The organism is Segatella copri (genome assembly GCF_009494835.1).
Taxonomy (GTDB): domain Bacteria; phylum Bacteroidota; class Bacteroidia; order Bacteroidales; family Bacteroidaceae; genus Prevotella; species Prevotella copri_F.
The window spans coordinates 24,289-48,813 of the sequence record NZ_VZBE01000087.1 but is presented as its reverse complement, the minus strand read 5'-3'; the positions used below and the strand labels follow the sequence as shown (position 1 = coordinate 48,813).

23 protein-coding genes and 1 pseudogene are annotated in these 24,525 nt (G+C 46.0%); 6 read left to right on the top strand and 18 right to left on the bottom strand.

Annotated elements, in window-relative coordinates; all coding sequences use genetic code 11:
• Positions 1 to 5 precede the first annotated feature (5 nt).
• The gene (dapB, locus tag F7D47_RS12915) at positions 6 to 767 is read right to left on the bottom strand and encodes a 4-hydroxy-tetrahydrodipicolinate reductase (RefSeq protein WP_006848940.1); all 762 of its coding nucleotides are present in this window, start codon (positions 765 to 767) and stop codon (positions 6 to 8) included.
• Between the two features lie 244 nt (positions 768 to 1,011).
• Between dapB and F7D47_RS12910 the strand changes: the two genes are divergently transcribed.
• The 4 genes from F7D47_RS12910 to dusB all read left to right on the top strand — a co-directional run bounded on the left by F7D47_RS12910 (position 1,012) and on the right by dusB (position 5,045).
• Positions 1,012 to 1,425 (top strand): acyl-CoA thioesterase, encoded by a 414-nt coding sequence (locus F7D47_RS12910; RefSeq protein WP_022122009.1) that lies wholly within the window; start codon positions 1,012 to 1,014, stop codon positions 1,423 to 1,425.
• Between the two features lie 105 nt (positions 1,426 to 1,530).
• Complete coding sequence (locus tag F7D47_RS12905; protein WP_153085287.1) at positions 1,531 to 2,823, top strand: DUF2851 family protein; 1,293 nt, start codon at positions 1,531 to 1,533, stop codon at positions 2,821 to 2,823.
• Between the two features lie 12 nt (positions 2,824 to 2,835).
• Complete coding sequence (gene dprA, locus F7D47_RS12900; protein ID WP_119228646.1) at positions 2,836 to 3,966, top strand: DNA-processing protein DprA; 1,131 nt, start codon at positions 2,836 to 2,838, stop codon at positions 3,964 to 3,966.
• Between the two features lie 92 nt (positions 3,967 to 4,058).
• Complete coding sequence (gene dusB, locus F7D47_RS12895) at positions 4,059 to 5,045, top strand: tRNA dihydrouridine synthase DusB (RefSeq protein WP_153085288.1); 987 nt, start codon at positions 4,059 to 4,061, stop codon at positions 5,043 to 5,045.
• 281 nt (positions 5,046 to 5,326) lie between these two features.
• Here the strand turns inward: dusB and ybeY are convergent, their stop codons facing one another.
• Genes ybeY through ruvB form a run of 3 tightly spaced genes read right to left on the bottom strand, consistent with a single transcriptional unit; the run spans position 5,327 to position 7,347 of the window.
• A complete protein-coding gene (ybeY, locus tag F7D47_RS12890; protein WP_006848933.1) occupies positions 5,327 to 5,761 on the bottom strand; it encodes an rRNA maturation RNase YbeY in 435 nt (144 codons plus the stop codon).
• Positions 5,762 to 5,780: 19 nt separating this feature from the next.
• Complete coding sequence (coaD, locus tag F7D47_RS12885) at positions 5,781 to 6,266, bottom strand: pantetheine-phosphate adenylyltransferase (protein ID WP_153073144.1); 486 nt, start codon at positions 6,264 to 6,266, stop codon at positions 5,781 to 5,783.
• Between the two features lie 46 nt (positions 6,267 to 6,312).
• A complete protein-coding gene (ruvB, locus tag F7D47_RS12880) occupies positions 6,313 to 7,347 on the bottom strand; it encodes a Holliday junction branch migration DNA helicase RuvB (protein ID WP_153085289.1) in 1,035 nt (344 codons plus the stop codon).
• A 273-nt stretch (positions 7,348 to 7,620) separates the two neighbouring features.
• On the opposite strand from ruvB, the gene F7D47_RS12870 reads away from it, so the two are divergent.
• Positions 7,621 to 8,592 (top strand): bile acid:sodium symporter family protein, encoded by a 972-nt coding sequence (locus tag F7D47_RS12870; RefSeq protein ID WP_153085291.1) that lies wholly within the window; start codon positions 7,621 to 7,623, stop codon positions 8,590 to 8,592.
• Between the two features lie 302 nt (positions 8,593 to 8,894).
• On the opposite strand, the gene F7D47_RS12865 is transcribed toward F7D47_RS12870, so the two are convergent.
• From F7D47_RS12865 to F7D47_RS12850, 4 genes and pseudogenes are all read right to left on the bottom strand, one after another.
• Positions 8,895 to 10,478, bottom strand: coding sequence for a S41 family peptidase (locus tag F7D47_RS12865; RefSeq protein WP_153085292.1), 1,584 nt, complete (start codon positions 10,476 to 10,478; stop codon positions 8,895 to 8,897).
• Positions 10,479 to 10,658: 180 nt separating this feature from the next.
• Positions 10,659 to 12,548: a DNA topoisomerase IV subunit B gene (locus tag F7D47_RS12860; protein ID WP_228113362.1), complete on the bottom strand. Its 1,890-nt coding sequence runs from the start codon at positions 12,546 to 12,548 to the stop codon at positions 10,659 to 10,661.
• 219 nt (positions 12,549 to 12,767) lie between these two features.
• Positions 12,768 to 13,919, bottom strand: coding sequence for an N-acetyltransferase (locus F7D47_RS12855; protein WP_118191787.1), 1,152 nt, complete (start codon positions 13,917 to 13,919; stop codon positions 12,768 to 12,770).
• A gap of 262 nt (positions 13,920 to 14,181) precedes the next feature.
• Positions 14,182 to 14,346 (bottom strand): annotated as a pseudogene (locus F7D47_RS12850) (IS1380 family transposase); the annotation flags it as partial.
• 149 nt (positions 14,347 to 14,495) lie between these two features.
• Between F7D47_RS12850 and F7D47_RS12845 the strand changes: the two are divergent.
• Entirely contained in the window at positions 14,496 to 16,037 is a 1,542-nt protein-coding gene (locus tag F7D47_RS12845; protein WP_153085293.1) for a carboxylesterase/lipase family protein, read from the top strand.
• Here F7D47_RS12845 and F7D47_RS12840 read toward each other — a convergent pair.
• The 10 genes from F7D47_RS12840 to F7D47_RS12795 all read right to left on the bottom strand — a co-directional run bounded on the left by F7D47_RS12840 (position 15,986) and on the right by F7D47_RS12795 (position 24,511).
• Complete coding sequence (locus F7D47_RS12840) at positions 15,986 to 16,504, bottom strand: ORF6N domain-containing protein (RefSeq protein WP_153085294.1); 519 nt, start codon at positions 16,502 to 16,504, stop codon at positions 15,986 to 15,988. The genes F7D47_RS12845 and F7D47_RS12840 overlap by 52 nt on opposite strands.
• Positions 16,505 to 16,692: 188 nt before the next feature.
• On the bottom strand, positions 16,693 to 16,962 hold the full coding sequence (locus F7D47_RS12835) for a hypothetical protein (protein WP_153085295.1): 270 nt from the start codon (positions 16,960 to 16,962) through the stop codon (positions 16,693 to 16,695).
• Positions 16,959 to 18,092 (bottom strand): hypothetical protein, encoded by a 1,134-nt coding sequence (locus F7D47_RS12830; RefSeq protein ID WP_153085296.1) that lies wholly within the window; start codon positions 18,090 to 18,092, stop codon positions 16,959 to 16,961. The genes F7D47_RS12835 and F7D47_RS12830 overlap by 4 nt, the downstream gene beginning before the upstream one ends.
• A gap of 123 nt (positions 18,093 to 18,215) precedes the next feature.
• Positions 18,216 to 18,590: a hypothetical protein gene (locus tag F7D47_RS12825; RefSeq protein ID WP_153085297.1), complete on the bottom strand. Its 375-nt coding sequence runs from the start codon at positions 18,588 to 18,590 to the stop codon at positions 18,216 to 18,218.
• Entirely contained in the window at positions 18,548 to 19,804 is a 1,257-nt protein-coding gene (locus F7D47_RS12820) for a leucine-rich repeat domain-containing protein (RefSeq protein ID WP_153085298.1), read from the bottom strand. Before F7D47_RS12820 ends, F7D47_RS12825 begins: the two co-directional genes overlap by 43 nt.
• A complete protein-coding gene (locus F7D47_RS12815; protein ID WP_153085299.1) occupies positions 19,801 to 20,640 on the bottom strand; it encodes a hypothetical protein in 840 nt (279 codons plus the stop codon). The genes F7D47_RS12820 and F7D47_RS12815 overlap by 4 nt, the downstream gene beginning before the upstream one ends.
• 629 nt (positions 20,641 to 21,269) lie before the next feature.
• Positions 21,270 to 21,410 (bottom strand): hypothetical protein, encoded by a 141-nt coding sequence (locus tag F7D47_RS12810; RefSeq protein ID WP_153085300.1) that lies wholly within the window; start codon positions 21,408 to 21,410, stop codon positions 21,270 to 21,272.
• Between the two features lie 142 nt (positions 21,411 to 21,552).
• On the bottom strand, positions 21,553 to 23,040 hold the full coding sequence (locus F7D47_RS12805; RefSeq protein ID WP_153085301.1) for a THUMP-like domain-containing protein: 1,488 nt from the start codon (positions 23,038 to 23,040) through the stop codon (positions 21,553 to 21,555).
• Positions 23,041 to 23,383: 343 nt separating this feature from the next.
• Positions 23,384 to 23,527 (bottom strand): hypothetical protein, encoded by a 144-nt coding sequence (locus F7D47_RS12800; protein ID WP_153085302.1) that lies wholly within the window; start codon positions 23,525 to 23,527, stop codon positions 23,384 to 23,386.
• Positions 23,528 to 23,752: 225 nt separating this feature from the next.
• Complete coding sequence (locus F7D47_RS12795) at positions 23,753 to 24,511, bottom strand: succinate dehydrogenase/fumarate reductase iron-sulfur subunit (protein ID WP_022120108.1); 759 nt, start codon at positions 24,509 to 24,511, stop codon at positions 23,753 to 23,755.
• Positions 24,512 to 24,525 lie beyond the last annotated feature (14 nt).

Genomic DNA, 24,525 nt, shown 5'->3' with positions numbered 1-24,525 from the left:
TCTGCTTAGAACTTAAATAAATCTGATGTGGTGAGCAAGCCGGAATGGTTGGCTGTGAACTCAGCTGCGAGAACGGCTCCCAGGGCGAAACCCTTGCGTGAGTGGGCACTGTGCTCGATGGTAATCATATCAGCATCGCTGTCGTACATCACGGCGTGGATTCCAGGAACCTCACCATCGCGTACGCAGTTGATAACCAAATCCTCATCGGTGATGTTTGCATCGCCCTCATCGTGATGACCATCCTCAGTCCAGTAGGTTACGCCACGCTTCCAGTCCTTCTTTCTGTCGATGTTGTCGATGATTTCCTCGGCAAGGGTGATGGCTGTTCCAGATGGCGCATCGAGCTTATGCACGTGGTGGGTTTCCTGCATGCATACAGAGTACTGTGGGAATCCGTTCATGATTTTAGCCAGATAGCGGTTTACGGCAGAGAAGATAGCCACACCGATGCTGAAGTTAGAGGCCCAGAAGAGGGTCTGCTTACCGTCGGCGCAGAGTTTCTCCACGTCTTCCTTATGATCTTTCATCCAACCTGTAGAACCTGAAACCACCTTCACGTTGTGAGAGAAAGCCTTCAGATAGTTGCCGTAGGCGGCAGTAGGGTTGGTAAACTCAATAGCAACATCGGCAGAGCAGAATTCCGGGCTGTCGATGTCTTGAGGGTTATTCACGTCAATCTTACAAACGATTTCGTGGCCACGCTGCAGGGCGATCTCCTCGATCATGTGTCCCATCTTTCCGTAGCCGATCAAAGCAATTTTCATCTTTATCTATTTTTATTTGTTTTTACTCATTCTTTTCTGTTCAGTCAGTGGAGGTTGCTTTTATTCTGCATTTTGCAAGGTCAATCTTTGCCTCTTTAAACCAAACGTTTCGGCAAAAATACAATTTTTTCTTCGAAAAACCTTGAAAAATCCTTGTTATTATAATAATAAATAGAAAATTTTGGTTATTTTTGCAGTGATTTAAGGCTTTTAGCCTCATTTAGTAACTAAAAAAGAGAAAATTATGAGCAGATATATATTTGAGACGAAGATGGAAGTAAGAGATTATGAGTGCGATATTGAGGGCATCGTGAACAATGCCAACTATCTGCACTACATGGAACATACCCGCCATCTCTTTCTGAAGGAATGCGGCCTCAGCTTTGCCGAAATGCACAACAAGGGCGTAGATGCTGTGGTGGCGAGAATGAACCTGCAGTACAAGGTTCCGCTGCAATGCGATGATGAATTCTTCTCGCGTCTGTGGCTGGAGAAGCAGGGCGTGAGATATGTTTTCCATCAGGACATCTTCCGTGCCAAGGACGAGAAACTCTGCCTTAAGGCAACCGTAGAACTCGTCTGCCTCATCAACGGAAAGCTGGGCAACAGCGAGGACTACGACAAGGCATTCGAGAAATACTTCTCTCCTCAGGGTTAACAGGTTAACAGTTAACAGCTGATTTTTCAATACCCCTTCCGCACACGAGCGAAGAACTTGCGTTCCGAAAGAGGCAATCCTATAAACCATAAAAGCCGAAACAATATGGAGCAACTCCTTCATTATGTGTGGAAGCACAAACTCTTTCCACTCTCTCCACTCACCACCACCTGGCACCAGGCTGTGGAAGTAATTGACCCCGGACTGCACAACCGCAACGCAGGGCCCGATTTCTTCAATGCCAAAATCAAACTCAACGGAACCCTATGGGTGGGAAACGTGGAGATTCATGACAAGGCAAGCGACTGGTATGTGCACGGACATGATAAGGATGAACGCTACGACAACGTTATCCTGCACGTTTGCGGAACCATCGATGTAGAGGCTAAGAACTCGAAAGGCGAGCCCCTCGTGCAGTTGCAGCTCGACATCCCCGACAACGTATCGAAACATTATCAGGAGCTGCTGAGCATCGACCAGTATCCTCCCTGCTACCAGATTATCCCATCGCTCACCCGCCTCACCGTGCACAGTTGGATGAGCGCCCTGCAAACCGAGCGCTTATCGCAGAAAACCGATGCGATAGAGGCGCGCGTGAAGCAATGTAACGGCGATTGGGAAAACGCCTACTTCGTGACCCTGGCGCGCAACTACGGGTTCGGAATCAACGGCGACGCCTTCGAGCAGTGGGCTTACCATCTGCCACTGAGGGCCGTAGACCATCACCGCGACGACCTCTTCCAGATAGAAGCCATCTTTCTGGGGCAAGCCGGACTACTGGAGCTGAACACCATTCCCGAAAGATATCAGAAAGACGCCCTGAACGACGGCTATTTCTCCCGATTGAGGAACGAATATCTCTATCTCTCGCATAAATTCTCGCTGCAGCCGATGGATTACAAGCAGTGGCGCTTCCTGCGCCTGCGTCCGCAGAACTTCCCTCACATCCGCATCTCGCAGTTAGCCAATCTTTATTATAACCGCCGTGCGGGGCTGAGCCAGTTGCTCGAGGCAAGCACGGTGAAGGAGGTGAAGCAGGTGCTCTCAACCAGCGTTACGGAGTATTGGGAAACCCATTATACCTTCGGCAGCACGAGCATCCGCAACGAGAAGCATCTCTCCCCTTTCTCGCTCAATCTGCTCATCATCAACACCGTGGTTCCCATCCTCTTTGCCTACGGCAGGCACCGGGGCGAGGAGAAATACTGCGACCGCGCCTTCGACTTCCTGGAGGAGCTGAAGGCCGAGAATAACCACATAGTAAGGATGTGGAAGGAATGCGGGCTGCCGGTGGAGAACGCCGGGGATAGCCAGGCGCTCATACAGCTGAAGAAGGAATACTGCGACAGGAAGGAATGCCTGAGATGCAGGATAGGTTACGAATACTTGAAGAGATAAAAGATAAAGATTATGGCTGATCAACAGGAAATACTGAACACCATTCTCCTGACAAGGCTCAATTACTTCAGCCTGGCAGGAATGCTGGAGCTATACAGAAAGGTAGGCTCCGCCACGCTCATCCTGGAGCATAAGAACAACCTCAGAGACATCCTCCCCGATGCCTCGGATAAACTCGTGAGCGCTATCCAGAACTGCGAAGAAGCCCGAAAACGCGCTGAGGAAGAACTGGAGTACGACATACGCTACGGAATAGAACCCATTCCGATGAACGACGACCGCTATCCGCAACGCCTCAAAGACTGCGATGACGCACCCCTCATCCTCTTCTATAAAGGCAACGCCAACCTCAACCAGCAGCGCGTCATCAACATCGTGGGCACCCGCCACTGCACGCCTTACGGCGAAGACCTCATCCGCCGCTTCATCACCGACCTGAAGCAGCTCTCGCCCAACGTGCTCATCATAAGCGGACTTGCCTACGGAGTGGATATCGTGGCGCACCGCCAGGCACTCGCCAACGGCTACGAAACCATAGGTGTGCTGGCGCATGGCTTGGATGATCTCTATCCCCGTCAGCACCGGGAAACGGCGGCAAGAATGATAGAACAGGGCGGACTGCTCACCGAATTCCTTACCCGTACAAACGCTGATAAGATAAACTTCGTGCGCCGCAACCGCATCGTAGCGGGAATGTCGGATGCCTGCATCCTGATAGAGAGCGCAGCTCATGGCGGCGGCCTCATCACCTGCGATATTTCGCAATCCTACGGTAGGGACGTCTTCACCTTCCCGGGCAGGATAGGCGACCACTACAGCGAAGGCTGCAACAACCTCATCCGCAACAACGGCGCCACGCTCATCACCAGTGCCGAGGACTTTGTGAAGGACATGCGCTGGCAGGATGACGCCACCCTGATGCGAGCCAAGCAGCAAGGCATCGAGCGCAGCCTCTTCCCCGAATTATCGCCCGAGGAGCAACTCATCGTAGAAGTCCTCTCCAAGACCAACGACCTGCAAGTGAATCTCATCTCCGTAAAGACGAATATCGACATTTCTCGCCTCACTTCCCTCCTCTTCACATTGGAGATGAAGGGAGTCATCAAGACCTTTGCAGGGGGAATGTATCATCTTTTGAAGTAGTATTTTCTTTATTTTCAGAAAAAAGCAGTAACTTTGCAGCCGCAAAAAAGAAGATATACATCATAGGAATAAGAAGATTTCACTCGAAACTCATGAAAATAGGTAATATAGAATTTGGGCCACAGCCCCTCTTCCTCGCTCCGATGGAAGACGTAACAGATATTGGTTTTCGCATGCTCTGCAAGCGATTCGGAGCCGCCATGGTTTATACTGAGTTCGTATCGGCGGAAGCCTTGGTGCGAAGCATCAAGAGCACTGTCAGCAAGCTTACGATAAGCGATGAAGAGCGCCCTGTGGGCATTCAGATTTACGGCAGAACCACAGAGGATATGGTGGAAGCTGCCAAAATCGTAGAACAGGCGAAGCCGGATGTAATTGATATTAACTTCGGTTGCCCGGTGAAGAAAGTCGCCGGAAAGGGTGCAGGAGCCGGAATGCTCCGAAATATCCCATTGATGCTGGATATTACAAGAGAAGTGGTAAAGGCGGTAAACGTGCCGGTAACTGTGAAAACCCGATTGGGATGGGATTGTGAGAACCTCATCATCACCGACCTTGCCGAGCAGTTGCAGGATTGCGGAATCCAGGCGCTCACCATCCACGGAAGAACCCGTAGCCAGATGTACACCGGAGAAGCCGACTGGAGCCTCATCGGAGAGGTGAAGAACAATCCCCGCATCCATATTCCTATCATCGGCAACGGCGATATTACGACCCCGGAAGAAGCCAAGCTTGCTTTTGAGAGATACGGCGTAGATGCGGTGATGATTGGCCGCGCCACCTTCGGAAGGCCATGGATTTTCAAGGAGATGCGTGATTATCTAGATAATACGGGTGCTGCCCCATTAACCGTAGATGAGAAGATTGACCTTCTGGAGGAGCAGCTTCGCATCAACGTGGAGCGCATCGACGAGTACAGAGGCATTCTCCACACCCGTCGCCACCTTGCCGCCTCCCCTATCTTCAAGGGCATTCCTGATTTCCGTCAGACGAGAATCGCCATGCTGAGAGCCACTACCGTGGAGGAACTAACTGGGATTCTGAAAGAATGCCGCGAGAGAATCAAGGCGATAGAATAAAGCAAAACGCCCTGTAGGAGCAAAAGCCTCGTATATGAAAGCTTTTGCCCTTACAGGGCGAATCCTTTATATCTTCCTTATACCCAGGGTGTTGCCCTGGGATAAGAGCTTGCAGGGCTTTCAGCCCGCTACATTAACCACATTAAGGAGTTAACTGTTCATCTTAACTGCCAAGAGTTAACAGGTTAACAGTTAACAGCTGTTTTTCTATACTTCGACCGAGAAATTCGAAGGGAATTGCTTCTCTTAATATCGAAAACTTAATTCCAATATCGAAGAATTTACTTCTTCAATATCGAAGCACCTTCGAGCAGGGCGAGTGCCTTGTTCTCGTTCTCCTCCATGATTTCACGCTCTCCCGGACCCTTGTCGTTGATTCCGCAGAGGTGCAGGATGCCATGGATGATGACGCGGTGGAGCTCATCATCGTAGGTCTTGCCAAACTGCTCGGCATTGGTGCGGACCGTATCCAGCGAAATCACGATGTCGCCGTTAATCACATCATCCTCATCATAATCGAAGGTGATGACATCGGTATAGTAATCATGACCCAGATACTCGTTGTTCACTTCGAGAATCTTCTCGTCATCTACAAACATATAGCCTATCTCTCCCACCTTGCGGCCATGAGAGGCAGCTACCTTACGAATCCAGGCACTCGTATCACGCTTCTTGATCTTTGGCATTTTCACGCCGTCTACATTGTATGTAATCATACGCTTCTTCCTCCTATTTTTATTTTATTTTTGGTAAAAATTCATCTACTTCTCTTCCGAAGAATCTCAGCTCCCTAACCAGCGTTGAGCTGATGCTGCTGTATCTTGGGTCTGAAAACAGCAGGATGGTTTCTACGCCGCCCAACTGCTTATTGATGTCAGCCTGCTCCCTTTCGTACTCGAAATCCTTGGCAGAACGGACGCCACGAACCAGGAACCTGGCTCCCATACGATGCGCCAAATCGATGGTGAGATCATCGTAAGAAACCACCTCCAGGCGATAACCCTTAGATGCATCCTCCGCATCCACCAACTCCGAACATTCCTTCGGGAAAACAGCCTTGATATCCTCCACACGCTTCGAGATTTCCTCGCTGGCGTGCTTCAGCTTGCTCACCGCCACTGCAATCACGAGCTTGTCGAACATCGGCAAGGCACGCTCGGCAATGTTCTGATGTCCTATCGTAAATGGGTCGAATGTACCCGTAAAAATCCCAATCTTCATAAATGTTTATCCTTTTACGGCGCTAGCCCTAATTCAACATTCAACATTACTCAAACAAGTCTCCCTGCATAATATTGCTTGTATACGGATTTCTGCCGAGATGCTCGTAGGCAAGCGGCGTTGCCATTCTGCCTCGCGGCGTGCGCTTGATGAAACCCTCCATGATGAGGAACGGCTCGTAAACCTCCTCTACGGTGCCGCCATCCTCGCCTATTGCCGTGGCAATGGTGCTTACGCCTACCGGACCGCCGCGGAACTTGTCGATGATGGTGGTGAGAATCTTGTTATCAATCTCATCCAAGCCATACTGGTCGATGTTGAGCGCCTTGAGCGCCATCTGGGCAATATCGTAAGTGATGGTTCCGTTGCCCTTCACCTGGGCGAAATCACGCACTCTTCGCAGCAGAGAGTTGGCGATACGAGGGGTTCCTCGCGAACGGCGGGAGATTTCCACAGCCGCCTCATCCTCTATCGGCACCTTCAGGAGCATCGCACTTCGCCTGATAATCTTCTGAAGCGTAGCCGGGTCGTAATATTCCAGATGCAGATTGATTCCGAAACGGGCACGCAATGGAGCTGTAAGCAGACCGCTGCGGGTTGTCGCTCCCACGAGGGTAAACGGATTCAAGTCTATCTGGATGCTTCGTGCCGAAGGGCCCTTATCTATCATGATGTCGATGCGGTAATCCTCCATCGCCGAATAGAGATACTCCTCTACAACAGGCGAAAGACGGTGGATTTCATCGATGAAGAGCACATCGTTAGGTTCCAGCGAGGTAAGGATTCCCGCCAGATCGCCCGGCTTATCAAGCACAGGACCTGATGTAATCTTGAATCCTACACCCAGTTCGTTGGCGATGATGTTGCTCAGCGTGGTCTTACCCAGTCCCGGCGGACCATGGAGGAGCGTATGGTCGAGCGGTTCGCCACGATATTTTGCAGCCTCAACAAAGACCTCGAGATTTTCCACCACGCCATTCTGTCCGCTGAAATCAGAAAACTTCAGCGGGCGCAGCGCCTTCTCGAATTCCTTTTCGGCAGGCGAAACCATTTCTTGTCTTATATCAAAATCTTCGTTCATTCTATGACTATTATCGATAATATGGGTGCAAAGTTACACATTTGTTGCGGAATTAAAGAAGAAAAGCCGAATTATTTTGCCCATGATTTTGCACAATCCCAAAAGATTCGTGCAGATTTGCAAGCGTTACCCTATAAAAATGTTATAATTTATCATTTTCTTGCAGAATAATTTGTTTATCCGATAGAAAAGACGTACTTTTGCACTCGATATTGAAAGCGAGGAAAGAAATAAATAAGAGAGAAATATCAGGATTTTAAAAGAAATAGAATTATGCTTAAGTTATTTCAAGGGCTCAGCAAGCTGCTGGCCAATTACACATCTATCTTCGTGATAGGTGTTGCAGTGTTCACATTCTTCTTCCCACATACCTTCGACTGGGTGCGCGGAACTACTCAAACCGTCATTCTCGGCATCATCATGCTCACTATGGGTCTGACCTTGACCACCAACGACTTCAAGATTCTGGCTCAGCGCCCGCTGGATGTCTTCATTGGAGCCTGTGCCCAGTTTATCATCATGCCTGGCGTGGCTTACACCCTGGTTCATGTGTGGCATCTTGGCCCAGCCCTGGCACTCGGAATCCTGCTGGTAGGTTGCTGTCCGGGCGGCGTTTCGAGCAACATTATGAGTTATCTGTGTCATGGCGACGTAGCTTTCTCCGTAGGAATGACCTGCGCCTCTACCATTCTTGCACCGGTGATGACTCCGCTGCTGATGAAGATTACGGCAGGCGAGATTATCCATGTAGATGCTGTGGGAATGTTCATCAACATCCTCATCGTAACGATTATTCCTGTGGCCATCGGCTGCGCCCTCAACTATATTTACGGCAAGAAAGACTGCTTCCCTACCATCCAAAGTCTGATGCCGGGCATCAGCGTTACGTGTCTGGCAATCATCGTAGGCGGTGTGATTTCTACGGTTCATGATGACCTCGTAGCCCGCGGCTTATCGCTTTTCCTCTGGACTTTCGCCGTGGTTTTCTGCCACAACACCCTGGGTTACTGTCTCGGTTGGCTTGCCGGCAAATGTGCCGGATTCAATACTGCCAAGAAGCGTACCATCAGTATTGAGGTAGGAATGCAGAACGCCGGTCTTGCCACGGTACTTGCTGGCAACTTCTTCGCAGCCCAGCCTCTCGCCGTATTGCCTTGCGCCATCAGCTGCGCCTGGCACAGCATTTCCGGTACCATCCTTGCCGGAATCTATCTGAAATGGGACCATCTGCATGAGAAGAAGTAAATGAATTCGGAAAAGGATTTATGAATTCTAACAGAAGCAAAGATAGAGCAGCACGCCCTGAAAGGGCAGAAGCTCCTAGCCCAGGGCAGCGCCCTGGGTATAATGGGGATATAACGAAGTCGCCCTGTAAGGGCAAAAGCTTTCAAATACGAAGCTTTTGCCCTTACAGGGCGTTTTGTTGGTTGTATGTTTAACCCAGGGTGTTACCCTGGGCTAGGAGCTTCTGCCCTTTCAGGGCGTATTGCTTAAAACTCACCTCACGGGATTAACAGGTTAACAGTTAACAGCCGATTTTTCTATAGTTACTTCCCCGTAGTCAGCAGCTGCACGGCGCGCTGAACTATCTCGTTGGTCTCGTTCCAAACCTGGAAGTATTGGCTCATATCCCAGATATCTCGTGCTACAAGGGCTTTCAGCTGCAGGGCGAGGTATTTCTTAGTCTGAGTTAATTCAGCCTCATCCTTTGGTTCTATCTTCTCCTTCTTGCCCTCGGCGATAATGCCATCTATCAGCGAAGAAGGAACCTCGTAGGTGGCGAGGAACTTATCGAAATCCTTATACTGGCTCTTCAGCTCCTTACGATGCGCATCGATGAACTTCAGACTGTGGTTGATGACGATACTCTTGGCAGCCAGCTGGCGGTGCATCTTGGTATACTTGGTTGTATCCAGCGGCACGAAATAATCTGGCATGATTCCACCACCACCATAAACTACACGATGCTTGCGCAAGGTGTAATACTTCAGACTGTCTGAAAGATGGATGCTGTCCTGATTGGTGAACTCGCCATGCTTGTAACGCTTGTCCAGATCCATCGCATAATCCAATCTGTCACCTTTCTTATATGGCTTCTGGATGCATCTGCCACTAGGCGTATAGTAATGGGCGATGGTGAGACGAATCTCGCTGCCATCATCGAAGGTGAGCGGACGCTGCACCAATCCCTTGCCGAAGGTTCTGCGACCAACCACTACGCCACGGTCCTGATCCTGGATGGCTCCGGAAACAATCTCGGCGGCAGAAGCGGTAAACTCATTGGTGAGCACCACCACCTTGCCCTTGCGCCATCTACCGTTAGCCTGCGCCTTATATTCCTGACGAGGCGCTGCACGACCGCTGGTATAAACGATGAGATCGCCCTTCTGCAGGAACTCGTTGGCAATCTGAGCCGCAGCCTGAAGATAGCCTCCACCATTATCCTCAAGGTCGAAAATAAGGTCCTTCATTCCCTTCTTTTTCAGCGAATCCATCGCTATTGTTACCTCTTTATGACTGGTAAGACCGAAGCTTCCCAATCGGATGTATCCGATGCCCGGACGAATCATATAAGCCGCATCCATCGTAGTTACCGGAATTTTATCGCGCTTTACCTTAAAGATGAGCTTATCCTTGATGCCACGGCGCACGATGGTAAGGTTCACCGTTGTTCCCTTAGGACCACGAAGGCGCTTCATGATTTCCTCCTTGCTCATCTTGACGCCCGAAATGGCAGTATCGTTTACAGCCACAATGCGGTCGCCGGCAATGATTCCCACCTTCTCAGAAGGTCCGTTCGTAACCGGCTGGATAACGAGCAGCGTATCATCTACCATGTTAAACTGCACGCCAATGCCATCAAAACTGCCGTTCAGCGGCTCGTTCATCGCCTTGGTTTCCTTGGCTGTGGCGTAAGAAGAATGAGGGTCTAGCTTTTCGAGCATGCCTCGGATGGCGTCCTCTACGAGCTTATTCTCATCCACACTATCCACATAGAGATTGGTTATGGCGATTTCAGCCCTTCCCAACTTCTCTATCGGGCTGTTCTTGCCCATCTTGATGCGCAGCTGGGCACTGGCAGAAGTTACTGCCAGGAATGCCACCAACGCTATAAATAGATATTTCTTCATTTCTTAAAACTTAAAGCTTATGAAAGAGAGAAATCCTTCAAGAGTTAACAGGTTAACAGTTAACAGCCCCATTTCGAGAGTCAGCAGTTAACAGGTTAACAGTTAACAGCGCTTTTTTCAATGGTTACCCCCCGAAAGCACTTGAATTCTTCACTCTTCGTTCTTCACTCTTCACTTCATTTAATCCAGCGGCTCAGAGTCTTCCTCCGGAATATCCTCTTCTATCACCAGATTTTCGATGATGAAGTTTTGGCGCTCCATCGTGTTCTTACCCATATAATATTCCAGCAGCTTCTGCACCTGGTCGGTTTTATGCAGCGTAACCTGCTCCAATCGCATGTCAGGACCGATGAAATGGGCGAATTCATCAGGCGAAATCTCTCCCAATCCTTTGAATCGGGTGATTTCAGGATCAGGGCCCAAATCGCGAATCGCCTGCTGGCGCTCCTCATCGCTGTAACAGTAATGCGTGATGAAATCGCTCTTTTTCTCCTTGCTTCCCAGTTTCGCATCCGCATCAGCCACAGCCTGCTTGTTCTTGATCTTGGTTCGCTTGTTGCGCACTCGGAACAATGGGGTCTGAAGCACGTAGACATGGCCCTTCTTGATAAGATCTGGGAAGAACTGAAGGAAGAAGGTGATGATGAGCAGGCGGATGTGCATTCCGTCGACATCCGCATCGGTTGCCACAATCACCTTGTTGTAACGCAATGAATCCAAGCCGTCCTCTATATCGAGAGCCGCCTGAAGCAGATTGAACTCCTCGTTCTCATAAACCACCTTCTTGGTAAGACCGAAACTGTTGAGCGGTTTACCACGCAGAGAGAACACCGCCTGGGTATTCACATCGCGGCTCTTGGTGATGCTTCCGCTGGCAGAATCGCCCTCGGTGATGAAGATGGAACTCTCCTCCTTGCGCTCGTTCTTGGCGTCGCTGAAATGGATGCGGCAGTCGCGGAGCTTACGGTTGTGGAGATTCGCCTTCTTGGCACGCTCACGGGCTAGTTTGGTAACGCCCGCCATCGCCTTGCGCTCGCGTTCGCTCTCCTTAATCTTGTTCTCCAGAATCTCAGCTACATCCTTATGGATATGGAGATAGTTGTCTACTTCCTTCTTCAGGAAATCGCCCACATACTTATTGATGGTTTCGCCACCATTCGGCGTCATCGTAGTACTTCCGAGCTTAATCTTGGTCTGACTCTCGAAGACCGGTTCTTCTACATTGATGGCAATGGCAGCCACCAATCCGTTTCGGATGTCAGCATACTCATACTTGCCGTAGAACTCCTTGATAGTCTTGGCAATATGCTCCTTGAAGGCACTCTGATGCGTACCTCCCTGGGTGGTGTGCTGACCGTTGACGAAGGAATAATACTCCTCGCCATACTGGTTAGTATGGGTGAAGGCAATCTCGATGTCCTCGCCCTTCATGTGGACGATGTCGTAGAGACCTTCGTTGGTCATATTATCGCTCAGCAAATCCTGCAGACCATGGCGGCTCAAGATGCGGCGGCCATTGTGCATGATGGTGAGTCCGGTGTTCAGATAAGTATAGTTGCGGAGCATCGTTTCCACGAAATCATCGTGGAAGGAATAGTTCTTGAAGAGTGTATTATCCGGCTCGAAGAAGATAAAGGTACCGTTCTCGTCCTCAGTATCTTCCATCGTGTCGCTCTTCAAAATACCTTTCTCAAACTTCAGATGGCGCACCTTTCCGTCGCGGTACGACTTTACCTCGAAGTGGGAACTGAGGGCATTGACCGCCTTCACACCCACACCGTTCAGACCGACGCTCTTCTTGAACGCCTTGCTGTCGTACTTACCGCCGGTATTCAGCACGCTTACAGCCTCAACGAGCTTGCCCTGAGGAATACCACGGCCATAGTCGCGCACGCTGACACGCAGATTGTCCTCGATATCGATTTCCAGACGGGCACCTGCGCCCATCTTGAATTCATCGATAGAGTTGTCTACCACCTCCTTCAAGAGCACATAAATACCATCTTCCGGCAGATTTCCATCTCCCAGACGGCCGATGTACATACCCGGACGGGTACGCACATGCTCCATATCGCTCAAGTGGCGGATGTTATCATCGGTATATTCTACCGGCTGCTGCTCCTGAGGGGCATTGGTAAGCTCATCAGCGGCATTCAATTCGCTGTTACCTAAGTTTTTATCTTCAGACATGATTTCCTCCTTAGTTATTCTTATTTATTTTCTTATAACATAGCAAATGATGTTGCAATTTTCTGTTTATCAGATAATTGCCAACACAACAATTGCTATTTACCTGATACTCTTAATATAGCAGTTGCGGCGCTTGTGAAGGACTGGATCCAAGACGCCCCATTGTCCCTGCACGGCAGCATTATCTTCCATTTCCACCTGTGTTTCTCCCCACTCGATTCCATACTTCTGATAGATAGGAATCAGGTCGGCAAAGAGCAGCGCATTGGCACCCTTAGCACGGTATTCCGGCTGGATACCGATGAGCAGAAGGTCGACAATCTTGGTTTTATGGAACTTGATGGCGCGCAGCAGATGCCACCAGCCAAAAGGAAGCAGCCTGCCCCTATGACACTTCTGCAGAGCTCTGGAAAGGGAAGGCATCGTAATACCGATACCTATCATCTTATGATCCTCGGTAGTCCAGTCTTCTATGGCTGTTACAAAGTTCAGGTCGAGCAAAGACAGATACATCTTGATGTACTGGTTTATCTGCTTCTGTGAAAGTTCGGAATAACCATAGAGATGCTTGTATGTATCATTGATGAGGTCGAAAATCTTCTGTCCGTATCCGCCCTGATAAACATCCTTACGGGTAAGTTTGCGGACATGGAGATTGTATCTTTTCTCTATCATCGCCGCTATCTTGGAATATTTCTCCGGGATGGTATCTGGCACCATCAGTTTATACTCTACATACTTATTATCTACGGTAAAACCCTCCAGAGCCTCAATGTGCTCCGGATAATATGAATAATTATAAATGGTAGGCATGGTGCCTAACTGGTCAAAGCCCCAGGTAAGCATGCCTTCCGGATCCATATCGGTAAAACCCAGCGGACCTACAATATCTTCCATTCCCTTCTCCTTACCGTATTTCTCTACAGCATCGAGAAGAGCCTTGGAAACCTCGCGGTCGTCAATGAAATCAATCCAGCCGAAGCGGACCGACTTCCTGCCCCATTTATTGTTTGCCTTATGATTGATAATGGCAGCGACGCGACCTGCCAGCTTGCCATCCTTATAGGCAAGAAAATACTCTGCCTCGCAGAACTCGAACGCTGCGTTCTTGTCCTTGCTCAGAGTATTCATGTCGTCGCTGAAAAGATTAGGCACATCATATTCGTTGCCTTCGTAGAGGTCGTAATGGAAGTCGATGAACGTCTTCAAGTCCTTCTTTGTTTCGACCTTTTTAATTTCTATTAATGACATGATTTTCAAACTAGTTTGCAATATTATAAATGCAAAAGTAGCAATATTTTGGCAAATTACCAAATATTGCTACTTTTTTTGCAGTTTTTTAGGGGTTAAAATTTAATTACAGCCCCCAAACTAGCCTATATCACCCATTTAGTGGTGGTTTTGGCGGAATATCTTTACCTGATAATTTTAAGCACTGACGGAAAACTAACATTCTCCAAGGAATCACAATAAGAAAAAGCTCGATCATCTATTCTCTCCAACACTGGCGAGAAGTGCGAAGTGTCGGATGAAGCGAGAGATGGTTCATCAAATGAGTAGTGAAATTATGAGGGTGGAGTCGATTACAGAAGACAATATGGAGCCAAATTGCTCCATGACCCGAAAATATTCCTCCAAAAGGAGTGAGTTTCTCAGATTTAATTTGTATCTTTGCCATGTCATATCAGAGTTTTGCTTGTTTTCTTTTCGCAACATTAAGATAAGTGAAAATTCTGACATAGCAAAATCCAGAGTAACTTTTTGTTGCTCAGGCGCTTAAAATATTTAATTGATAATAGTGTTGCGGAATTAATGGAATAACCAGAAATGAAATTGAAAAGACATCTACTGACAGCTGCCCTGACACTCTTTTGCCTATCGGCAGCTAACGCCCAACTGCTAAGAACAACAGTGGAGCAAGGAGAAATTGAAGGTGTGGAACATGAAGGATTCGCCCTATACAAGGGAATCCCATACGCTGAAGCACCAGTGGGCAACCTCAGATGGAAAGCCCCAGTGAGCAAGAAGCCTTGGAAGGGAGTATTCAAAGCAGATAAATGGGGAGACCGTCCACCACAGCCCATTGACCCTAACCAAAATGGTGGAGAGCTGGGCATGAGCGAGGACTGCCTATACCTCAGTGTGGAAACGCCAGCCAAGAGTAAGAATGACAAACTCCCTGTATTTGTGATGATTCATGGAGGAGCCTTTCTTACTGGCTCCTACAGTGGAACTCAGGAAAGCTTTGTCAAGGAAGGCATCATCTATTGCAGCATAGAATACCGCTTGGGAGCCTTGGGATTCATGGCACATCCAGAGCTGAGTAAGGAATCAGGCAAGAACATATCTGGTAACTATGGCATCCTTGATCAAGTGATGGCCTTAAAATGGATTCACAACAATATCGCTGCCTTCGGTGGAGACCCAGACAAGATTACCATTGCTGGAGAATCTGCCGGTGGTATCTCGGTAAGTATACTATGCGCCTCTCCCCTTGCCAAGGGACTCTTCCGAGGAGCCATCAGCGAAAGTGGTAGCTCCTTCTGGCCTGTGGGTGAAAGCAGAAATGGTAACACAGCCATGCTCACTACCAAAGCGGCAGAAGCAGGTGGACTTCTCCTTCAAAAGAGACTCAAGGCTAAGAACTTGAAGCAGCTAAGAAAAGTTCCGGCTATGGACATCGTGAAGAATACCGCCTTTGAGTCTTTTTGGCCGAACGTTGACGGCTACTCCATCACCGATGACCAGTATAAGCTCTATGAAAAGGGAAGCTACAATGATGTAAATGTCATCATAGGAACCAACAGCGACGAAGGAAGTATGTTTAGCCGCCCTGTCAGTGTAAGTGACTATGAGAAAAGAATCCATGAGATATATGGAAGTTGGGCTGACCAAGTTCTCAGTCTCTATCCTGCCAAGACAGAGGAAGAAACCTACTTCGCTCAATCCGACATTTTCCGTGATGGCTCCTTTGCATGGGGAACATATGCCTGGGCTAACCTGCAGAGCAAGACCGGCAAGGGCAAGGTGTATATGTATTACTTTGACCAAGACTCTGAGAACACCATCGTGAAAAGCCGCAAGGGAGGAGCCAGCCATGTGGCAGAGATGCCATTCATCTATGGCTATAAGTTTGGCTCTGGAAAGATGACCAAGACGGAGCAGCACATGGAGCAAATCATGTCACGCTACTGGATCAACTTTACCAAGACTGGCAATCCAAATGGGGATAGCCTTCCTTTCTGGACTAGCTACCAGGAAGGTAAACCAACGGTGATGATTATGAAGGAAGGACTGCATTTGGGTCCTGTTCAAAATCAAAAGCAAATGGACTTCTTCGAGAAGTTCTTCAAGGAAAAAAGAAAATAATACGTCAAGTTCCAAGTGGCATTTCTCACACTTGGAACTTTTTCATTAAAGAGATAAAACGCCACATTGTTCACCATAAAATGGCGCATAGATACGAATGCTCGCATGATGCGGATGTTTGCTTCAACAGCAGTTGTAGACTTCAAAACTCCACTAAGCATGGCAACTCCTTGCTCTGTGAAAGCATAAGGCAGTTTTCTTACACCGCCCCAACTTGAAGTCGCAAATTGCGACTTCAAGTTATCAAATTCATTTGGGGTCAATTGAAACATAAAGTCTTCAGGGAAACGTTCTATATTACGTTTTACCTGCTCATTCAACCTTCTTGTTTCTACTCCATACAGCTCAGCCAAGTCATGGTCAAGCATCACTTGTTGTCCTCTGATAACTCGTATCAGAGACTCCACTTTATTTTCTACAGACAGTTGCTGTCCTTCCACCTGTTCCAATTCCTTTTCCTTTGCCATTTCCTTTGGTTTTGAATATTTTGGCAAAGATACAACTATTATTGGAAACAAGCAAGAATTTTCTAGAATGTTTTTGTTTGAGGTGTCAAATTGGAACCTCAAACGATACAATAGGATGGTTTCAAAGTCGCAATTTGCGACCTTGAAGAAGTTTGGAAGTCGCAATTTGCGACTTCCAAACACAAATATTACTTAATAGCTATCTTCAAGTCATTACCCTTTATCTTAGCGATGACGATGCTTTCATTCGGCTTAGCAAAGTGAAGAACACCTTGCACCGCCTTGGCACTTCCGACAGTTGCCGTCGCCTTATAGCCATCGGCTGTCGCATAGACAGAAATATCCAATTTGCCATTCTGCTGCACTTGCCCATCGGTATTATACTTATCGGTTGCCACATCAGCTTCATTGATGGTATAGTGGTATTCTGCACCTGAAAGTAAACTTTCTATATTCACGAATCAGACTTTGCTGTTAACAACTTATCTGTTGCAAGTTTCATTTCCTGTAGTGTCTCTCCAGACTTCAAACTCCAATCTATTTGCTTCACTTCTTCAATTGCTTGTTGATAAGTACAAACCCTTCTCCTATCTAACTCAGCACTAGCTTCGGCATAGTCCCTACCTATATAATTTCCCCATCCATCATACCATCCTTCACTTCTTTCTGAAATATAATCAGCTTTGCTTCTGTATTCAAGATATTCCTTTACTGTCATTTTTCTCAATGTCATTTCTTTCAAATCATGATATTCAGACATATCCATTGGCTGACCAATATATTTATGAATATATATGCATAAATCCCACCCCAAAGCTAAACAAAAATCTCTCAAGGAATGTCCATTTGAGCAATATGGATACCCTTTCCAATAATAGTATACCTTCATCATCGCTATTCGTTCTCCATAAAATTCCTTCTCCAATTTACCATGACTATCCATTGGTTTTGCTGTCGGAAACATGTTATACTCCACATGATATTCTATGTATGATTTCAACAAATCGCTGTCACCAATAGTACATACGGTAGCATGTCTTTCCTTATGATTTTTAAAAATATAAGCAGACAACACCTCATATCGCTTATCAGGATAAGTGATCTGACGATATTCACCATCTTCCTTTATTAGAACTAATCCATAAGTATTTTCAGCATAGTCTCCATATATAGCAATACATCTCCGCTCAAAGTCTGTATCTTTTATTTTTTGACCTTGCCCTACAGCTAAAGAGGAAGAGGGTGTATACGAATTACCTATCGGACCATGACTATATGAATCATACGAATCGCCAAACGGTTCATCAGCATAATCATCATTAAACATTATTGGGTCATAATCATCATCGTCATCATCATAATAAGGAACATCTAATTCGTCGTTATGAAAATCAGAATGAGAATTAGGATCTGGCTTCTTTTTGTCTCCAAAAATCGTAACTAGTAGCCATATTACACCAAAAAAGATAATTGTTCCAAGGATTCCTCCAAATGTACCACCACTATCACCATCGTCTTCTCTTGAGATTTCATCCAATACCCATTGCTGGGCGCTCACACGACAAAACACAGTAACTAGGATTGTCATAAGACAATACACTCTTTTGCTTAATCGAAAATATAAATTCATTTTTTGCCTTTTATCATTTTAGAAAATGCTCCTAAGTATCCCGATAGATTCTCAAAGCAAGCTATCGGGACACGAAAGAAATTACCTAATTGCAATCTTCAAGTCATTACCTTTTATCTTGGCGATGACGATGCTTTCATTCGGCCTAGCAAAGTGAAGAACACCTTGCACCGCCTTGGCACTTCCGAGATTCACGCCGTTTACAGAATAGAAGGTTACCACCTCTCCATCATTCAGGCCAGAGATTGTAATGTCGCTATCCGTCGTTACCATTACCCCTCTTGTTTTCACAAGATTGATGTTATTGGTATCATCACCGCCCTCGGCATTGAGCCAATAAAGGGTAGCCGTCGCCTTATCCGATGCCTTATAACCATCAGCTGTTGCATAGACCGAAATGTCCAACTTTCCATTCAGCTGCACTTTACCTTCTGTATTATATTTATCGGTTGCCACATCTGAATCCTTGATGGTATAATGGTATTCTGCACCTGGGGTTGAACTTTCGAAAGAAAGATTACCTGAAAAAAAGTCAAATTCGGCGTAGAGCAACTTGATAAAGTACCAGGATTTATTTCTTCATCCGCTGATTGTATAATCCCAAAACCATTCCAAATATTAGTGCTCTTATATTCCGATAGCGATTTATTTGGGACATATAATATTTTTGAAGATAGCGCCTCAAATGAATACGAATCAAGAACTGGTGGATTCTTCGCAAAACAAACGACCTTAATTAATTTATCACACCCATTGAAAGCAAAAGACTTTATCTTCTTAACTGAAGATGGGATAATTATACATTCTAACGAACTGCAATAGCCAAATGCGCCATAATCTATCATTTCCAAAGATGAAGGAAGAGCAATTTCTCGTAATGAAGAACAATTATCAAACATATAGTCTTTCATTTCTTTTAATGCGGCACTAATTATCGCTTTTTCTAATTGTTTACAATTATTAAAGCAGGAGGACTCTAGTTCAATAACAGAAGATGGTATCTTTATAGACTTTAAATACTCACAACCAGAAAAGCACTGCGCTCCTATTTTCGTAACGGAATTCGGTATTTCAATTTCGCTTATAGGAGTTAATGCAAAAGCCATATCCCCTATTTCCGTTATAGTCTCACTCAATTTTATTTTTTTTATACCCGAACTGATAAAACAAGAATTCTCCAAAAACTTTACACTTTGTGGAATCTCTATTTTCCCGAGATTTTGGCATGAAGAAAAGCAATTACTACTAATTCTCTTCAAGTTGCTAGGTAGTTTGACTTCAAATAAGTTGTCACAATACGAAAAACAATAGCTCCCGATTTCCGTTACACTATTTGGAATAGAAATTGTACTAATTTTACAGTGTTCAAAACAACTTTGGCCTAAAGAATGAACCGAGGCTGGTATATCAACCTTTGTGATAGAACTTGCCTCAAAACAATGAGCACCTAAAGAACCAACATAAAATTCCACACCATTATATGTAAATTTTGCAGGAATTGAAATTTCACCTTCATAATCATTAGCCAATAACGTCGCCTCACACTTTTCCGAATCAATCAAATACTTAAATCCATCTACTATAACAACATCAGAAGCCATAATTGTTGTACAACAACAAAACATCATTAGCAATGCTACCAAAAGTTTAGAGAATATAAAATGTTTCATACTTTAATTAAATTTATAGATTTTGTTAATTGTTCATTTACGATTTTATCCATACCACTACCAGTATAATACCTGCCGAAAGTATCGTCTATTTGTGAATAGAGATTGGCAAACCAAAGTTCTTCCTTTGCCATTTGGAACGCAATAGAATTTAGATATTCTTTTGTCGACAAGCCATCAGGAGTTTCATTACAAACATACATTAATAGTTGTTGTAAGTTTCGTATATAATGTTCATAACATATCAGCCAAGAAGCTAAGAATAACCGAAAAGCAAATATTGTCTTATCGGATAGCATTCTTACTTTATTATAATGCTCTTCTGAAATACGATAGACGCTTATACAATATTTCCGTCGATATTCCAAAATAGCTTTTTCGAACTTCATATTACAACTCTCATACTCTTCTGTTCCTTCCAAATATTTATCTTGTTCCAATTCCCAAAACGAGATTCCTTGCCAGTCACTATCTTTCAATATTCCAAGGTACTTTTCTTGAGATACAACATTTATGATTTTGGCAACCTCGTTATAAGCAAACAAGAAACATTGCCTTGCTACATATGTCTTAGGCTTCCGAAACAAGTCTTCTGTTAGAATAACAGCATTAAGCCTCAAGCTATCAGTTAATTTTCTATGATTGTCTTGCATAGAATAAAATGCTGTTTTGAACTGCACTTGCGCATAACTTTTTCGTTGGTGCCTAAAGGTACACAACATCGTAACAGCACTGGCTACCGTTGCAAGAGCAGAAACTGATGCAACCATAAGGTCAATGAAGTTATCGGGTTTACTATTGTAAATATCCCCCATACAAATACTAACTTTTGCCATCGAATCCCCAACTGGCGATTATCATTCTTATAGCTGACGGCAAAATAAAAAAACGTGGGATTCTACCTGTTACCCGTCCCACGAATCGAGGCCTTCGCATTGCCCAGTGTTGTTGAACGAGCAACGTCGAAGCCCACGCCGATATGTATACACTTCTCCCTATACGGATATAAGACTCATCGCAAGACGCAATAAGCCATACCAGTAAAGGGATGCGAAATATATCACATCCCGAGGGCATCTACCGTTGCTAAGTCCATGACAACACCTGAAAGTTGCGAAGTTTCGATTCGTCAAGAACAAAGCGTCAAGTAAACGCCTTTATATTATGTCGTGATACCTTTATCCCACTTACCTTTTCTCCCATCTTAGCACAAGAAAGTCGCTTAAAGCGGCTCCAAATGCCTCGACACGGCGTGAGCGAGTATGGTATCGGTTGCAAAGGTAATGAAAAAAATGATTACTCACGTATTTTTAGTTGATTATTTTTCGTTGTTTGGATAAAAACTGATGTTTGAGGAACATTAAGAAGACTTATTGCGACCATACGCAGGAAAAGCATAAAGCCTAAATGAAGTAGTTGAGTTCGTAAAATGAAGTGGATGAGTTTGCCGACAGATATAGCTGCATTAGCCAACAGATATGGATGAGTTAGCCGACAGATATAGCTGCGGCAGCTGATAGAATCGAATCTGGAGGCTGATAGAGTCGAATCCGGTGGCAGATAGAGACGAATCCGGTGGCAGATAGAGACGAATCATCTTGTTCAATGAACCACAATATTCTCTACCATCAAACCTTCATTCACCCCTAGCTTATAGATTTTTGAGGTTTCGCAAGCTCTTTCCTGGTTTCCTTTAAGATTCTAACCTTTTTAAAACATCCAAAAAGAGCTTGGAAATCTCCTTAATCCTATGCCTTCTCCGTTATCATCAGCACATGACTTTCATCGCTCAGTGTGGTAGCGAAGATATAGTTTTCGCCACCATCCTTCAACTTCAATCGCTTGCGCAATTCCGCTACGGAGAGAGGGAAGTTGCGGGTAGCGATGTTCGCCTTGGTAATTCCTGACAGATGGCGCTTCAACTCCTTCTTATTAAAGGAGGATACGGCGATGATGCGAAAACTTCTGCCGGGGAAGACGGCGATAGGCTCACGGCTCACGAAAAGATGACTGTTCTTGGAAAGCATCCTTGCATCATATCGCTCGGAAAGAACGCCGAAACAGCCGGCTTTCATCAGCGAGGCATTCGGCTCGTAAAGATACTGCATCTCTTCAAGCGTGAATGGGGCAATCTTGACGGAAGAAGTCTCCATATTCGACTCATCACAGACGAAGGACTGCGCATCATTGATGCAATAAATGCGGAGATTTCTGCCCATATTTAGCGCTGAAAGCACTAAAAGGAGTTCCTTGCACTCATTGTTCACGGAGATGATATGAACCTCTTTTACGCAGTTTAATTCGCTTAACGCACGGTGCCAATCGAGCATCGGAGAGAGTTTGATGATGACGTAATCTGCCTTCGAAAGCATTTCTTCCTGCAAAAGGGTTACATCGGGCGTACAATCTTTCAAGGATACTACCTTGTTGCCCGCATCGTCTCTACGGGCAGGATCGATGAAGATCAGCTTAAGACCAAGGTTGGTCTTAAGTAATGACTGAGACTGATCTTCAGTTATGCCTAAAGAATCTAATGCAGCAGCCTCTTTCTTTGAAGCAAAAGAATGCAGCACCTCTATTCCGTCTCCATTCTTCACGATGGCATTCTTCAAACCCAACCGCCCAAAGTTTTCCTTTGCTGCCTCACAGAGATGAGCCTGACGCTCCACATACATCGACTTCACGCCCAATCGGGAAGCGATGTAAGAGAAGTCTACTCCGAAGCCGCCGGTCAGGTCAACAAACCCGGTTTCTTCAGAAAAATCTCCTTCATGAGGTTCTCCTTTTATTTCATTAACATTCTCTTCTGATTCTGTTAATATCTGTTGTTTTTTGCAAGTAGCTTCATTTTTGGCGAATTCTGAATCAACTGCCCCTTTGCCCGCAAATTCGCAAATTTCAGAAAGATGAAGATTTGAGGCGTTTTCGCTCTCCTTCCCCTTTTCTTCTCCGTTTTCGGATGATGAAGGAGACAAACCGAGCAGTCGGGCAGCGAGTTCAGCCTTATAAAGTGCCGTTTGCTCTGACGAACATTGCTCCATCGAAATATGAGGGGGATAGATAATGCCATCGATGCTTGCCCAACGGGGCAGTTTCACACGAGCCATCTTTCGCCCACGAATCTGGTCGAGAGCGAAAGGCATATCTACCTCAGGATACTTGCTGCCGAGGAAAGCCAGCTGGCGAACGTCATCGTCCTGATGCTGGCGGATAAAATCGAGCGTTGCTTGGTTCATTATTTCTGTTGAGTGATTCGTCATTACATTACTTATTCTTAATAACCGCAAATTTACGATATTCTGATGAGATTACAAAATATTTCTCAGAATATCTGATAATTTATGTCGGGATGCACCAAAAACAGGATGCTCTCGGCTATAATCTACCCTTTTTCCTGGCTATATGATTCTAACAGCAGGCATAAATAAATACATAACTATCGGAGATAGAACAACTGACTAGGAAAAACAGAAGGCTGGCAGAAGAAAAACAGCATACTGGCAGAAGGCAAACAGCCGACTAGCGCAACAGAGGCTAGTCGGCTGTTCCTGTATAACAGTTTGCCAAACATCCTTTCTCTTATTTCAAGAGAAGCACGGTTGGCAGGAATATCGCAATCAGCTCTTCACTCTTCACCTTTCCAACATAAAGAGCTGAAACACAATATATTACATAGGTGAAGAGATTTCCAGCACTCTTCACCCACTCTTCACCACTCTTCACCTTTTACGATTTTAGGAAAGGTATAAACGCAGAGCCGCTTAGCTGTCAACAGCCTAAAAAGGTGAAGGGCGGGTGAAGAGTAAAAAACCACTCTTCACCCGCCCAACTTCCTATCCTTCAACCACTTACACCCAAAAGGTGAAGAGTGAAGAGTTGTTGGGAAAATTCTCTCGCATCCGTAAAGATGCAGAGAGAAAATTCCTGTGTCTCAAAAGAAACGATGGATTAGTCAGCCAACTTAGCCTTCAAGAACTCACGGTTCAAGCGGGCGATGTTAGCGATAGACTCGTTCTTAGGACAAACAGCCTCGCAAGCACGAGTGTTTGTACAGTTACCGAATCCGAGCTCATCCATGCGTGCAATCATCTTCTTAGCACGGGCAGCAGCCTCTACACGACCCTGTGGGAGAAGTGCCAGCTGGCTAACCTTTGAGCTGACGAAGAGCATAGCAGAACCATTCTTACATGCAGCAACACAAGCACCGCAACCGATACATGTAGCGCAATCCATTGCCTCGTCTGCATTCTCCTTAGGAATCAGGATAGCGTTGGCATCCTGAGCCTGACCTGTACGGATGCTGGTGTAACCACCTGCCTGGATGATCTTGTCGAATGCTGAACGGTCTACCATACAGTCCTTGATGATAGGGAAACCAGCAGAACGCCAAGGCTCAACGGTGATAACGTCACCATCGTTGAAACGACGCATGTAGAGCTGACATGTTGTAGCACCACGCTCAGTCTTACCGTGAGGTGTACCATTAATATAGAGAGAGCACATACCGCAGATACCCTCGCGGCAGTCGTGGTCGAAGACGAAAGGCTCCTGACCTGACTCGATGAGCTCCTCGTTCAAGATGTCGAGCATCTCGAGGAATGAAGTATCATCTGGGATGTTCTTCATCTCATGTGTATCGAAGTGACCCTGTGCTGTAGGACCGTCCTGCTTCCAATACTTAACTGTGAAACTTATATTTCTTGCCATTGTCTTGTTCGCTT